Genomic DNA, 13,632 nt, shown 5'->3' with positions numbered 1-13,632 from the left:
ATGGCTGTCTTCTATGATCCGTCCTTTCCTTGCACGATTGTGTTGATCGGTTACATGTATTGCTCCCAGTCTTCATAGGCGGCTGCTAGGGAAGCTTTGCGTGTTTCTATGACCGCCTGAATTTCCTGAATCCGAATATAGTCGTTAAAAATCGACGGATCTGTAAGCTGCACTTCCAACTCCGTAATTTGCTGCTCAAGTGAAGCAATTTCTTGTTCCAACTGTTCAAGCTTGCGCTGTTTTGCACGTTCTTCGCGCTTGGCTTGCTTGTCAGCTTCATAGGAGCTGGCAGGAGCATTGTCGGAAATAGCTGTAGATTTCGAGCGGGTAGCCTGTTTTGACAGCGCTTCGAGCCTTGCTTCTTCGATTTCAATTTTTTTCTCTATCATTTCGTCATAATTTCCTAGGAAATGATCAGTTCCTGTAGGTTTAAGTTCGACAATTCGTTCTGCCATCTTGTTCAGGAAGTAACGGTCATGCGATATGAATAGCAAGGTGCCTTCATAATCGAGCAAAGCAGCTTCAAGCACTTCTTTACTGAAGAGATCAAGATGGTTGGTAGGCTCATCCAAAATAAGCACATTCGCTTGAGCTAACATAAGCTTGGCTAGCGAAACACGTGCTTTCTCGCCGCCGCTTAGTGATGAAACCCGTTTTAATACATCTTCGCCGCTGAATAGGAAGTTGCCAAGTACGGTGCGGATGCGGGCTTCTTCCATATGGGAGTAGTTGCCCCAGACTTCTTCGAGAACAGTGTTTTTACCGTTTAACCTAGTTTGCTCCTGATCATAATAGCCGACTTTGACATGCGTTCCGAAACGGACGGTACCGGTCGTAGGCTCATTTTGTCCGACAATAACTTTCAGCAAGGTCGATTTTCCGATACCGTTGGGTCCGATTAATGCCACGGTTTCACCTCGGGTAAGCTGGAAGGAGACGTTGCGGAATATCGGAGAGTCCTTCTCTGGGAAGGTAACGGAAACATCTTGAACGGCAAGGACGTCTTTACCTGTCGAACGTTCAATTTCGAATGTGAAATTTGCCTTTTTCAAATCGCCCTGAGGCTTGTCCAAACGGTCCATTTTGTCGAGTGCTTTGCGGCGGCTCTGTGCCCGCTTCGTAGTTGAGGCCCGGACAATGTTCCGCTGGACGAACTGCTCCATCCGAGAAATTTCATCCTGCTGCTTCTCGAACTGTCGCATAGTAATTTCATATTCGGCAGCTTTAAGCTCCATATAACGGCTGTAATTGCCGGTATAGCGTTTCGAGGTATGTCGCTCAATTTCGATAATCGTCTGTGCAAGCGCATCGAGAAAATACCGGTCATGCGATACGACAAGAATAGCGCCGGAATATCCGCGCAAATACGATTCCAACCAGGTTAATGTCTCAATGTCAAGATAGTTGGTAGGCTCATCCAGCATGAGCAAATCAGGTGCCTGAAGCAAAATACGGGCGAGAGCTAGACGGGTTTTTTGTCCACCGCTAAGTGTTGAAATTAGGGTGTCTGGCGGAAAATTGCCAAATCCCATGCCATGAAGAACGCTATTAATACGGGTATTGATTTCGAATCCGCCTTGCTCTCGAAACCAATCGGAGCGTTTGGCATAGCGGTCCAGAATATCGGTGTATTTTTTCTCATCATCATGAAGCGCAGGATCAGCAATTTTGACCTCTAGTTCTCGAAGCTCCTGTTCAGCTTCTAGCAGATGAGCAAATACAGCTAGCATTTCGGCTTCAATCGTGCGGCTGGATTGCAAACCGCTGTTTTGAGCGAGATAACCGATTTTTGTTTCTTTTGCTTTGTGGATGGCACCTGAATCAGCGGTCATTTCACCGGCGATAATTTTTAGGAGCGTAGACTTGCCGGCTCCGTTAACTCCGACCAGGCCGATCCGTTCTCTTTCTTGAACCTGCATTGAAATATTGGATAACACGACGTTAACGCCGTAGCTCTTTGTTACGTTAGAAACCTGTAGCAGCATTTTGAAACCTCCAACAAATAATTGTAAATTAAGTAGGCTTTCACTACTCCTTAGTGTACCATAAACGAGCGCTTGCATTGGCGAAAGTTGCATAACAGTGGTAAACTACTATTAATGAAAGAAAAATGATGTAATGCAGAATAGGTGAATGCTTTTGGCTGAAACAAATCCAATTGGCAATAAAACTTACATACGGAAACAGATGGCCATGAAACGTAACGGACTGCGAGCTGAGCAGAGGAAAATAGCCTCAGCCGCTGCCTGTGCAAAAGCACAAATGCTGCTTGAAAGCAGATCTGTCGATTCTTTTATGGTATACATTGCTTTTAGGAGCGAGCTTGATTTATCTGAGCTTATTGAATGGGGCTGGCGAACGGGACGTGATGTTATCGTGCCCAAATGTATAGCTGCTGACCGTTCGATGAACCTCTATTATTTGCGAAGCTGGGACGAACTAACAACGGGTGCCTATGGGATCATGGAGCCTAATCCGTCAGTAGCGCCAAGGGTGGAAACAGGAGTTGCACCGGATGTAATTATTGTTCCAGGCCTTGCTTTCGACAGGAATGGCGGACGATTGGGGTACGGCGGAGGCTATTACGACCGATTCGCTGAACAAATGCAAGGCAGCGCAGCTGGAAATGACCACCGACTGTGGCTCGGCGCTTCATTTGAAGAACAGCTTGTTGACGAGGTTCCTCTAGAAAGACATGATTTAGTCATGGATGGGCTAATTACTGAGCATGAGGTTTATTTGCACAGAAGGAGTGATAGGAGTGGAACTGACGCATTTTAATGAGCAGGGACGGGCGCGGATGGTTGACATTACCGAGAAGGAAGTCACTTCACGCACTGCCGTTGCTCAGACGAAAGTAATCATGAACCCGGAAACATTAGCGCAAATTAAGGCAGGCAAGATCGGAAAAGGGGATGTGCTGGCTGTTGCCCAGATTGCAGCAGTAATGGCAGCAAAAAAAACAGCAGATTGGATTCCGATGTGTCACCCGCTTCCGCTCACAGGCATAAATATTATATTCACTGATAATGGGGCGAACGAGCTATACATAGAAGGTGTTGTAAAGACGACTGGAAAAACAGGCGTTGAGATGGAGGCCCTAACGGCTGTCTCTGCGGCGGCTTTGACTGTGTATGACATGTGTAAGGCTTTGCAAAAGGATATGATCATTGGGCCGACGCAACTGGTGTCCAAAACCGGCGGCAAGAGCGGAGATTATCAAATTTCGTCAAACCCATGAGCGGAATAGGAATGGGAGGAATGGGAAATGCGGTGGAAGGTAGCAATATTAACGGCAAGCGATAAAGGCTCACGCGGGGAGCGCGAGGATACAAGCGCTCAGGTTATTCGTGAACTGATTGAGGAAGAGCTCGGCGGCGAAATTGTGGATTACCGGATTGTTCCGGATGAGCAGGATGAAATTATGGCGGCTATTATTGAGATGACGGAGTATTTCCATGCCGATCTTGTGCTAACGACAGGCGGGACGGGGCTTGCCCAGCGTGATGTCACACCAGAAGCAACGCTTAAGGTCATTGATCGTGCCGTGCCAGGCCTTGCAGAGGCGATGCGGATGGGGGCTTTGCAGAAGACCAGAAGGGCGATGCTCTCCCGCGGCGTTTGCGGCATTCGTGGAAGCTCGCTCATTGTCAATTTGCCTGGAAGCCCAAAAGGCGTTCATGAGAGCTTGATGGCGATTATGGATCAACTGCCGCATGCACTGGGCATTTTGTCCGGTCAACTGGGGGAGCATAGCGGATGAGTCAAAATCAGCAGCAGGCAAACGACGGAGTCGAGCAACTGGGAACGACCATTCTAAGTGAAGTATCCGTATATGATGCAATCGGGCTGCGGCTTGCACATGATTTGACGCGTATTATTCCCGGCCAATTCAAGGGACGGCTCTTTAAGAGAGGGCATGTGATCACCGAGGCAGACATTCCTAACCTGCTTGATATCGGCAAAGAACATATTTATATTATGGAGCTTGGCGAAAATGAACTGCATGAGGATGATGCGGCGATTCGGATGGCGAAGGCTTTGCAAGATGATCAGCTTCTTCTATCCGAACCTCATGAGGGCAAGGTGAGCATCAAATCTAATCTTCTCGGATTGGCGATCGTGGATAAAAGCATGGTGGATGCCATTAATGAGCTTGGAGAAATCGCTCTAGCTACGATTAAGACCAATACGGTTGTCAAGCCTGGACAGCAGCTTGCAGCAACAAGGGCGATTCCACTTGTCGTTCCGAAAGTAAAAGTAGAAGCTGTAGAACGACTGGCTGCTGAATACCGCGCAGCACATGCGGGAGTTTCTCCTCTAACCGTCAAGCCTTTCCGGACGATACGAGCAGGTCTATTAACGACTGGCGGAGAAGTGTTTAACGGCAGAATCGAGGATAAATTCGGTCCGGCCGTGAGGAGCAAGCTAGAAGCTCTTGGCTCAGAAGTAGGCGAGCAGAGATTTGCACCGGATGATCGACAAACAATTGTCAAGGAAATACACTATTTGCTTGAGCAAGGTTATGATATGATACTAGTGACAGGCGGAATGTCGGTGGATCCCGATGACCGCACGCCGGGCGCGATTAAAGCATCAGGCGCGGAGATTATAAGCTATGGAACACCGATGCTGCCAGGCTCGATGCTGCTCATCGGTTATTTGAATGGAGTGCCGATTATGGGGTTGCCGGGCTGCGTGATGCATGATCCCTATACATCTTTTGATGTGCTGCTGCCACGGATTTTGGCGGGGGATACGATTGTGCGTGAAGATATCGTCAGCATGGGATACGGCGGGTTAAACAACTGCTAAGTTTATAATGCTTACGAAGCCATATGGATTCGTAAGACTTGGAGGAGGTAATAAGATGTCAGGAATAGGTGCAACGGGTATTATCTTGCTAGTCTTGGTCGCTTTGCTGCTGTTTGGACCAAACAAGCTGCCGGAGCTCGGCCGTGCTTTCGGACGGACGCTGCGTGAATTCAAAGCAGGTGCAAGAGATATAATGGACGATGATGATCGCAAGGACAAGGATTCGAGCCGTTCTGAAGTGAATCGCTCAGAAAATAATGATAAAGACAACAAGCGGCTTCCGGACTAATCGGGCCCGCTTTTTTCTTGAATAAAGAGCTGGAAACGGTAAGTGAAGGAGGTACATACAGGTGGGTACGGAAGCAAAAAATAAATCAGAGCAGGTGTCACGTAAAGCGCTGCTTCGCGAAGAAGGGCTGATGCCGCTTCTTGAGCATCTTGGAGAGCTAAGAAAGCGACTCGTTTACGTGTTGATTATATTGGTTTTAGGCTTGGTGGTCGGACTTGTATTCGCGCAGCCTGTTTATGATTTCCTGATGAGCCAGAAGCCAGCCAATACCATCTCCTTACATACGTTCTCGCTTTGGGACGGTATTGGCATGTATATGAAATTTGCGTTCGTCATCGCCTTAATCTTGGCATTGCCTATGATTGCTTTTCAGCTTTGGGCGTTCGTAAAGCCTGCACTACGCAAAAATGAGCAGCGATCCACACTGAAATACGTGCCGTTCGCTCTGCTTATGTTTTTAATCGGTCTGGCTTTTTCTTATTTTGTCGTATTTCCGCTCGCGTTCAACTTTACAAGAACGGTTGCACAGCATTTGAACTTGGAGGAGACGTACGGTATTGCGCAATATTTTACGTTTATGTTCAATTTATTAATACCGATCTCCCTGCTGTTTGAGCTGCCGCTAGTTATTATGTTTCTAACGGCCATTCGGCTGGTTAACCCGAAACGCCTTCGCAAGATGCGCAGGTTTGCTTATTTCGTCATGGTGTTTATCGGGGTAGTCATTACGCCGCCTGATTTTATTTCGGATATTCTGGTCGCTATTCCATTGATCATCCTGTATGAGATTAGTGTGTTTTTATCCGGAACGGTGCATAAGAAGCAGCTTGCTGCAGATGCAAAATGGGAATCTGAATTTGACGACTCGCTTCATAAGGCTTAAAAGGAGAAGAGGATATTCCTCTTCTCCTTTTTTTTAGTTGTTGACAAAACTTTAGATTCTTCGTAGTATTTAAACAGGTGTTTAAAACAAACGTTTAAATAGACAATAGGAGTGGATAGGAATGAAAAATGCATTACAAGCCTTTATGAAACGTCCAACGACTTGGGTTGGGCTTATTACCGCCATTATGTTCCAGGTTATTTTCTCTGTCATTTGGATGACAGGCTATAATGGCGTTACGGATCGCATTGATCAATTGAAAATTGCCGTAGTCAGCGAGGATCAACAAATGGGGCAGCAAATTTCCACTGGCTTGCTTCAAAGCTTGCCTTTTAATATGAGTAAAATCGACAGCCTTGACGATGCCAAGGATCAGCTAAATGCTCGTGAGCTACAGATGGTCGTTGTCGTTCCGACTGATTTTACTCAAAAAGCATCTGCAGCGGATGGTACGGCTTCCATTCAATATTTGATTAATGAATCGAATCCTGCGCTTATTAAAAGCATTATGAGCGGCGCGGCAGCGCAAATTACGGCCCAAATTAACGGTCAAGCGGTCGCAGGCGGCATTCAAACCGTGCTTGGCAATATGAGCATGCCGGCTGATCAAGCAGCAGCAGCGGCGCAAGGATTATCACAGCGTGTCATATCGGACGTTCAATCGACGAACGTGGTAAAGGGAATGAACAACCAGATGGTTCCGATGATGATGGTGCTCGCTTCGTATGTTGGGGCCATGATTATGGGCATGAACTTTGAACAATCGTCTATGGCTGTAAGCGGATCGGTAAGCAGATGGCGCCGATTTGCAGCAAGAAGCGTAATTAATGTAATCGCGGCGGTTGTTGTTTCGCTGGTTGGCTCCACCTTGCTTGCTTCCTTCGGGGGCCAAATGGTTCAGGGCTTCCTTCATATCTGGTTATTCCAGCTGTTGTTCGTACTCACGTTTATTTTTGTATCGCAGTTATTTCTATACTTGTTTGGAATGGCTGGCATGCTGTTTAATATTATTTTATTGTCTGCGCAGTTGGTTACTTCAGGTGCCATCGTTCCGCGCGAGCTGCTGTCGGACTTCTACATCAAGCTAGGAGATGCCCTTCCTGCTACCTATGCAGTAGAAGGCACAATGAATATTTTGTTCGGCGGCCCAGCTGCTACTTCTGACGCCCTTTTGCTTAGCTTGATCGCAGTGATTGCCATCGCGATTAGCATGTTTGCCGTAGCCATGAAGAAACAGCCTGTGCTTCAGCAGCAGCCAACGGTTGTCGTGGCAGGCCAGAAGCGTTAATCTAGCTAGGCGCTTGCCGTTTGACTAAGTATCGTTCAAAATAAAGGAAATACGCTTCAATGGGGGACCGACATGTCAACAGGAGATGCGGATATCAAAGTTAAAATCTTGCTAGCTGCCAAAAAGCTGTTCGCTAAGTACGGCTTCGAAAAAACGACCGTACGGCAAATTTGCGAGGAGGCTGGAGCCAATGTCGCCCTCGTGTCCTACCATTTTGGCGGAAAAGAAAATATGTTTGGCGCCATATTCGAGCATTTTTTCCCCAATGATCAAATCTCGAAAGTGGATCAAAAGCTGGACCCGGTCGAGGGGGTTAAGCTTATTATCAGAGAAGTAACCAAATTCCGATTCAGCGATCGTCAGCTTATTTGCATCATTCAGCAGGAAATTATTATGAACACAGACCGTATTCGAAAAATACGGGAGCATGTGATGCCGATGTGGAGGCTGCTTCGGGAATGGCTTAAGCAGGGCGAGGAACAGGGCTTATTCCATTTTCGCTCGCTCGATACCGCATTAATGTCCATTATTGGCACGCTATTGTTCCATAGGCATACCGAGTATTGGTCTATCATACTTGAAGAGGCTGATCCTGAATTGGAGCCGTTGATTGAGGATTTAACCACGTTCATCATGGGCGGATTGCAATATAGAGATAAATAAAGATTACAGGATACCGCTAGCGAGAATTCGCAAAGCGGTATTCTTTTTTATATGGAGGAATGGCATATGAAGATAGACGAATCGGAATTAATACTGGTACAATTTATATGTGGCACGCCATGAGAAAGAGTTGCTGCAAACACAAAGCATTTATAACGAATACATAGTTATCCGGAACGAAGAAACAGGACAGTCAGAATAGGAGCTTAGGGATAAGATGAATCGCGATCAGATCGCCGTAATTGTCGAAACCAGCAGAAAACGAGGCCTTGCGCTGTTTGCTCCCGACAGTTCAATTGAGCTGCTGGCTGCAAGGCTGCACAGCTCTAAGGTTAATCGTTCGCTGCTTGATGAAATGAAAGCAGAGGCTGACCATTTTGGGCAAACGCCCGATCCGGAGCTCACCTACGATTTGTTTCGTTTATATGGCGACACGGGAGAGCGGCTAGCTTACGAGAAGGTTTATTTTGAGCGGCGCAAAAGGTTGAATGCTTTTGTTATTATGGCACTGCTTGAGCCTCAACATTCAGGTTATGAGAAGGCGGCATGGAATATCGTCTGGTCCATCTGCAATGAGTTTACCTGGTGTCTTCCAGCCCACTATAATGAGGGTGCAGTGAGACCGGACATTGATTTGTTTGCTGCGGAGACGGCCTTTGCGCTTAGCGAAGTGAAGGCGTTATTAGGCGAGCGGATGCCTGCCTTGTTGAAAGCTAAGATTACAGACGAAGTAGAGCGGAGGATTTTCCTACCTTTTCTTGAGCAAGGTTCTTACGGCTGGGAAACGGCTGATCATAATTGGTCAGCGGTATGTGCGGGCTCAATTGGCGCAGCCGCACTGCATCTCATGGACGATTCAATAAGTTTGTCTGCTATACTGGAGAGAGTTCTTGGTTCTCTCGCGTGCTATTTAAGCGGCTTTGGTGAAGACGGGGCTTGCGCGGAAGGATATTTATATTGGCAGTATGGCTTTGGCTATTATGTTTATTTTGCCGAGCTCTTGAAGACAGCGACATCCGGCGAAATTGATTTGTTTGCTGCCAACAAGGTTAAGCAAATCGCATTATTCCAGCAGAAATGTTTTACGAGCGGGAGCATGGTTATCAATTTCTCGGATTCTCCCGCTTCCAGCGGCATCTTCATGGGATTAAGCTGCTGCTTGCATAAGGAGTATGAAGAAGTGGCCGTGCCAGATGCGAGCTTGAGAGCGTCGTATGCTGCGGACCATTGCGGGCGCTGGGCTCCGGCTATACGCAATTTGCTTTGGACGCAAGAAGAATGGCTGACGAGCTCGGGAGACAAGGCTATGTGGCCGTCTGAATCGTATTATCTGCCTGATGTGCAGTGGCTTTTGTCCAGGGATGTCAAAGAGGATGGGGCTTTGTACAGCTTTGCAGCCAAAGGCGGTCACAATGAAGAACCGCATAATCATAACGATATTGGCCATTTTATGGTGCATGCGGATGGACAAGCTTATTTGGCAGACCTCGGCAGCGGTAAATATACGGCGCAATATTTTGGCCCAGAGCGTTATACGTTATGGTGCAATGGATCGCAGGGTCATTCGGTTCCGATTATAGATGGTCGTTACCAGCAAAGTGGTTTATCCTATCGGTCTGAGATTATCGAGGCGACCTCTGGCGATGATGTTGATAAGCTAGTAGTGGAATTCAGCTCCGCCTATGCAGACACGGGTTTGGAGCAGCTTGAGCGGAGCTTCAGCTGGAATAAGGAAGCGCTTCCTCGTCTTGAGCTGACCGATACTTTTTTATTTGATATGAATGTTAACCATTCGTCTGAGCGGGCCGTAGCAGAGAGGTTTATTACGCTGTTAACTCCCATGCAAGATAGAGAAGGGCGAATCCTCATCGAAGGAAAGCGAAAGCTAAGTTTGTCTTACGATCCTTTGGTTTGGACGCCTGTCGTAACCGCTAGAAGCGACATTGACCATTTTGGCGTTGAACGTTTCTGGCATACCCTTGATTTTCAAGCGACGGCAGTTAATGCAAAGCCGCTCATTGGGACTTTTGTTTTTCAATTTGAATCCTGATCGAAAAGGATACAGCAGGGAGAGGGAAGAAATATGGTGCAAACGAGTTGGGTAAATGAAGCTTGGGAAAAGGTACATGAGAAGGTTACGAGAACGAGCAATCGCATTGGCGCTAGATTTCCACATGCCAGCGTGGATGGCACTTATGTGCTAGAGGCGCCTCATTGGTGGACCGCAGGCTTCTGGCCGGGTTTGTTATGGCTGTTATACCGTGACTCGGAATCGAAGGATGAGAGGTACAAAGACATTGCAGAAGCTTGCGAGCAGCAGCTTGATGAAGTATTAACTGGATTTGACAAGTTGGATCATGATATCGGCTTTATGTGGTCACTTACGAGTGTTGCTAGGTACAAGCTGCTTGGAGAAGAACAGTCACGCAAACGAGCGCTGCTGGCTGCAAGCGTTTTAAGTGGACGATTCAATGTCAAAGGAAACTATATTAGAGCGTGGAATCCATGGAGCGAAGGCGATCGCAACGAAGGCTGGGCGATCATCGATTGTATGATGAACTTGCCTCTGCTGTACTGGGCTAGCGAAACGACTGGTGATCCGAGGTTCAAGCATTTGGCGATGGAGCATGCCGATACGGTGCTTGAGCATTTTATCCGGACGGACGGTTCCGTCAATCATATCGTTATTTTCCATCCACAGACGGGTGAATTTGTAAGCGTAAACGGTGGACAGGGCTTTGCTCCAAACTCGGCATGGTCACGTGGGGCCTCATGGGCGATCTATGGGATGGCGCTGAGCTTCCGATATACCGGCGAGCCTAGATATTTGGAGGCTGCAAAGCGCGTTGCCCATTTCTTCTTGGCAAACTTGCCTGAGGATTCGGTACCGCATTGGGATTTCCGCCTGCCATCCGGCGTTGAGCGCTACCGTGATACCTCGGCCGGCGCATGTGCGGCATGCGGCTTGCTTGAAATCGCAAGATCGGTGCCAGGCGAGGAGGCAGAGCTTTATCAAGCGCTAGGCGAGCGGATTCTGCGCTCGATGTACGAAAACTATGGAGCTTGGGATAATGATGCTGAAGAAGGGTTGGTTCTCCATGGGACTAGCCACTATCCGGAGCGAAGAAACGTGGATGTACCGCTAATTTACGGAGATTATTTCTTTGTTGAAGGCTTGGCGAGACTAAGAGGAAATGCCGATACTTTCTGGTAGAATGGGGGCTAGGGCATTGCAATCGAATCAACTGGGCAGCACTCTACTGTCTGATCGTGAATATTGGCTGGAGCAAATGCTCGCCATAAGCGATCCAGTTCTTAACGCACTTTCCGAACGTCGACTTAAAGAGAAAATGCCGATTGAATGCGCACAAATGGCGGGAGCATCGAATGAGGAAAAAGCGGAACTATTAGCTGATCGGGCTAAATTCACCCATTTGGAGGCGCTTGGGCGCCTTCTTTCCGGCATGGCTCCTTGGTTAGAGAATAAGCTGTCCGTTGGAGCTGAAGAGGAGACTCGGAGTCGTTATGCGGAGCTTGCTCGGGCAGCGATTGACGCGGGAACTGATCCGAGGTCGCCAGATTATATGAATTTCGGCGAAGGCTTACAGCCAATTGTGGACGCGGCGTTTCTAGCGCAGGCAATTCTGAGAGCGCCCATAGAGCTGGGAGAAAAGCTGGAGCCGCGCGTGAGAGCGAATGTGGTAGCTGCGCTGAAGCAGACGCGCTCAAGAAAGCCTGTCTTCTCGAATTGGCTGCTGTTTGCAGCAACGACAGAGTCCGCTTTGTTCAAGCTGGGCGAAAGCGATTGGGATTCGATGAGGGTCGATTACTCCCTAAAGCAGCATGAGCAATGGTATCTTGGTGATGGTGCCTATGGCGATGGCCCCGAGTTTCACTGGGATTATTACAACAGCTTTGTCATTCAGCCGATGCTGGTTGACGTGCTTGCGGCGGTTGGCGATCAATATGGGGAATGGGATGCTATGCGACCTACCATTACGAGCCGTGCACAGCGCTATGCAGAGGTGCTTGAGCGTTTAATTGGGCCGGATGGCACATACCCGCCGATCGGACGATCACTGGCATATCGCTTTGGAGCCTTCCAAAGCTTAGCTCAAAGTGCGTATCTGGATACACTGCCGAAATCGGTTAGCGGCGCGCAGGTGCGCTGCGCATTAACCGCAGCGATCCGCCGTACACTGGAAGTGCCAGGTAACTTTACGGCTGCGGGCTGGCTAACGATTGGCTTCTGCGGGCATCAGCCGGGGGTTGGCGAACGCTACATATCGACTGGAAGCTTATATCTATGCTCCGAAGTCTTCTTGCCTTTGGGCTTACCAGACACGCATCCATTTTGGAGTGGCGCTGCGGAGCCCTGGACTTCGAAGAAAGCCTGGTCGGGGCTAGGCTTTAGGCTTGATACGGCATTGAAATAAGGTATATGGGAAAAAAAGAACAGGCAGACGATGGATGACTCCGTCGTCTGCCTGTTTTTTTATCGACCGATCATATCATTAAGAACGGAATGAAAGAAGTCCGTAGCGACTGTTATTGCGCTTTCGCTTCTGCGATGGCCTCAGCATGCACAGGAGGAAGCGGATTTCTTTTGATTTTGACTTCTTGGAAAACAATTTTGTTCGAAATAATGTAATCCGGCGTTTTGCGGTGGGAATGGGATTCGCGGAAGGCTTCGCTTCGTGTCCATGCTTGGAAATCGTCTTTGGAATTCCAACGCGTAACGACGGATACCTCGTCGTACTCAGCCGTGTTTTGCGTCAGCAAAACCTCAAGTCCGAGGAAACCTTCCATTCCTTCTACTTTGCCAATTCTGTCGAAACGCTCGATAAGCTTATCGCCGTTTCCTTTCGTAATGTGGGACGTGTTCGTTACAATAATCATAGTAGCATCCTCCTCATAATTTTTAGGGATTGGAATAATAACGGGATAGTTTTGATCGAAGCTGACCTTCGCTTCAATCTCGTATACTTGCCTCAAAAAGCGAGAGGTAATCACCGTCTGCGGCGTTCCTGTCGAGATAATCTCGCCATCCTTCATCGCAATGAGATGATCGCAATAGGCGGCAGCCTGCTGCAAATCATGCAGGACCATTACGATGGTGATGCCATGCTCCTGATTGATCTTTCGCAGCATGCCCATGACCTCGAGCTGGTGGGAAATATCCAAAAAGGTCGTAGGCTCGTCGAGCAAAATAATATCCGTTTTTTGAGCGAGAGCCATCGCAATACGCGCTTTTTGCTGCTCACCTCCCGACAAAGTATGAAACATACGATCATCATGACGGCGAATACTCATCGTCTTCATCGCCCAATCAATGATTTTCTGGTCTTCCTCCGTCAAGCGCTGCTTGAACAGCCGCTTATGCGGAGAACGCCCGTAAGCGACGAGCTCACGGACCGTCAGCTCAGGCAGCATATCCTTGGCTTGCGGCAGCATCGAAATGGTACGCGCATAGTCTGCTCTCGAGTAGTCGCCTGCTTCTTTCCCTTGAATAGCGACCTCGCCTTTGTCAGCGCTCAGCAGCTTCGTGATGATTTTGAGCAGGGTGGATTTGCCTGATCCGTTGGGACCGATAATGGCAGTCATTTTGCCCTCGGGAATGGCAGTCGTTATGTCAAAGAGCTGAAACATCCCCATTTCCAGCTCAATATCCTTCAAATCAATCGCTTTATTCAT

Annotated in this window: 13 protein-coding genes; 11 read left to right on the top strand and 2 right to left on the bottom strand. The window is 48.2% G+C overall.

Annotation, left to right across the window (positions count from 1 at the left end):
• Window positions 1-50: 50 nt before the first annotated feature.
• Window positions 51-1,985, bottom strand: a complete 1,935-nt coding sequence (locus tag E0496_RS14695) for an ABC-F family ATP-binding cassette domain-containing protein (protein WP_141502558.1) — start codon at window positions 1,983-1,985, stop codon at window positions 51-53.
• 148 nt (window positions 1,986-2,133) lie between these two features.
• Between E0496_RS14695 and E0496_RS14690 the strand changes: the two genes are divergently transcribed.
• The 11 genes from E0496_RS14690 to E0496_RS14640 all read left to right on the top strand — a co-directional run bounded on the left by E0496_RS14690 (window position 2,134) and on the right by E0496_RS14640 (window position 12,374).
• Complete coding sequence (locus tag E0496_RS14690; protein ID WP_141502557.1) at window positions 2,134-2,781, top strand: 5-formyltetrahydrofolate cyclo-ligase; 648 nt, start codon at window positions 2,134-2,136, stop codon at window positions 2,779-2,781.
• Complete coding sequence (moaC, locus tag E0496_RS14685; protein ID WP_141502556.1) at window positions 2,762-3,241, top strand: cyclic pyranopterin monophosphate synthase MoaC; 480 nt, start codon at window positions 2,762-2,764, stop codon at window positions 3,239-3,241. The genes E0496_RS14690 and moaC overlap by 20 nt, the downstream gene beginning before the upstream one ends.
• A 27-nt stretch (window positions 3,242-3,268) precedes the next feature.
• Window positions 3,269-3,763, top strand: coding sequence for a MogA/MoaB family molybdenum cofactor biosynthesis protein (locus tag E0496_RS14680; RefSeq protein WP_139992749.1), 495 nt, complete (start codon window positions 3,269-3,271; stop codon window positions 3,761-3,763).
• Window positions 3,760-4,815 (top strand): molybdopterin-binding protein, encoded by a 1,056-nt coding sequence (locus E0496_RS14675; RefSeq protein WP_141502555.1) that lies wholly within the window; start codon window positions 3,760-3,762, stop codon window positions 4,813-4,815. Before E0496_RS14680 ends, E0496_RS14675 begins: the two co-directional genes overlap by 4 nt.
• A 55-nt stretch (window positions 4,816-4,870) precedes the next feature.
• Window positions 4,871-5,104 carry a twin-arginine translocase TatA/TatE family subunit gene (gene tatA, locus E0496_RS14670; RefSeq protein ID WP_141502554.1) on the top strand — a complete coding sequence of 78 codons (234 nt, stop codon included), beginning with the start codon at window positions 4,871-4,873 and terminating at the stop codon, window positions 5,102-5,104.
• Window positions 5,105-5,234: 130 nt separating this feature from the next.
• Entirely contained in the window at window positions 5,235-5,987 is a 753-nt protein-coding gene (gene tatC, locus E0496_RS14665) for a twin-arginine translocase subunit TatC (protein WP_141502639.1), read from the top strand.
• A 121-nt stretch (window positions 5,988-6,108) separates the two neighbouring features.
• Window positions 6,109-7,275 carry a YhgE/Pip domain-containing protein gene (locus E0496_RS14660; RefSeq protein WP_141502553.1) on the top strand — a complete coding sequence of 389 codons (1,167 nt, stop codon included), beginning with the start codon at window positions 6,109-6,111 and terminating at the stop codon, window positions 7,273-7,275.
• Between the two features lie 72 nt (window positions 7,276-7,347).
• A complete protein-coding gene (locus E0496_RS14655) occupies window positions 7,348-7,938 on the top strand; it encodes a TetR/AcrR family transcriptional regulator (RefSeq protein ID WP_141502552.1) in 591 nt (196 codons plus the stop codon).
• Between the two features lie 217 nt (window positions 7,939-8,155).
• Window positions 8,156-9,988, top strand: a complete 1,833-nt coding sequence (locus tag E0496_RS14650) for a heparinase II/III family protein (RefSeq protein ID WP_141502551.1) — start codon at window positions 8,156-8,158, stop codon at window positions 9,986-9,988.
• A 33-nt stretch (window positions 9,989-10,021) separates the two neighbouring features.
• On the top strand, window positions 10,022-11,152 hold the full coding sequence (locus E0496_RS14645) for a glycoside hydrolase family 88 protein (protein WP_141502550.1): 1,131 nt from the start codon (window positions 10,022-10,024) through the stop codon (window positions 11,150-11,152).
• A 1-nt stretch (window position 11,153) separates the two neighbouring features.
• Complete coding sequence (locus tag E0496_RS14640) at window positions 11,154-12,374, top strand: DUF2264 domain-containing protein (protein WP_141502638.1); 1,221 nt, start codon at window positions 11,154-11,156, stop codon at window positions 12,372-12,374.
• A gap of 112 nt (window positions 12,375-12,486) precedes the next feature.
• On the opposite strand, the gene isdG is transcribed toward E0496_RS14640, so the two are convergent.
• Window positions 12,487-13,632: a heme oxygenase gene (isdG, locus tag E0496_RS36880; protein ID WP_141502637.1), complete on the bottom strand. Its 1,146-nt coding sequence runs from the start codon at window positions 13,630-13,632 to the stop codon at window positions 12,487-12,489.

The organism is Paenibacillus luteus (assembly GCF_006542765.1).
In the GTDB taxonomy this organism is placed as follows: Bacteria; Bacillota; Bacilli; order Paenibacillales; family Paenibacillaceae; genus Pristimantibacillus; species Pristimantibacillus luteus.
Note: the sequence above shows the minus strand (reverse complement) of the source record. Positions and strands in the feature narration are given on the sequence as shown.

Bases quoted from the DNA above. Each gene is read 5' to 3' on its own strand.
- E0496_RS14695 (WP_141502558.1), bottom strand. From the start codon at position 1,985: ATGCTGCTACAGGTTTCTAACGTAACAAAGAGCTACGGCGTTAACGTC.
- E0496_RS14690 (WP_141502557.1), top strand. From the start codon at position 2,134: ATGCTTTTGGCTGAAACAAATCCAATTGGCAATAAAACTTACATACGG.
- E0496_RS14680 (WP_139992749.1), top strand. From the start codon at position 3,269: ATGCGGTGGAAGGTAGCAATATTAACGGCAAGCGATAAAGGCTCACGC.
- E0496_RS14675 (WP_141502555.1), top strand. From the start codon at position 3,760: ATGAGTCAAAATCAGCAGCAGGCAAACGACGGAGTCGAGCAACTGGGA.
- tatA (WP_141502554.1), top strand. From the start codon at position 4,871: ATGTCAGGAATAGGTGCAACGGGTATTATCTTGCTAGTCTTGGTCGCT.
- tatC (WP_141502639.1), top strand. From the start codon at position 5,235: ATGCCGCTTCTTGAGCATCTTGGAGAGCTAAGAAAGCGACTCGTTTAC.
- E0496_RS14660 (WP_141502553.1), top strand. From the start codon at position 6,109: ATGAAAAATGCATTACAAGCCTTTATGAAACGTCCAACGACTTGGGTT.
- E0496_RS14655 (WP_141502552.1), top strand. From the start codon at position 7,348: ATGTCAACAGGAGATGCGGATATCAAAGTTAAAATCTTGCTAGCTGCC.
- E0496_RS14650 (WP_141502551.1), top strand. From the start codon at position 8,156: ATGAATCGCGATCAGATCGCCGTAATTGTCGAAACCAGCAGAAAACGA.
- E0496_RS14645 (WP_141502550.1), top strand. From the start codon at position 10,022: ATGGTGCAAACGAGTTGGGTAAATGAAGCTTGGGAAAAGGTACATGAG.
- E0496_RS14640 (WP_141502638.1), top strand. From the start codon at position 11,154: ATGGGGGCTAGGGCATTGCAATCGAATCAACTGGGCAGCACTCTACTG.
- isdG (WP_141502637.1), bottom strand. From the start codon at position 13,632: ATGAATAAAGCGATTGATTTGAAGGATATTGAGCTGGAAATGGGGATG.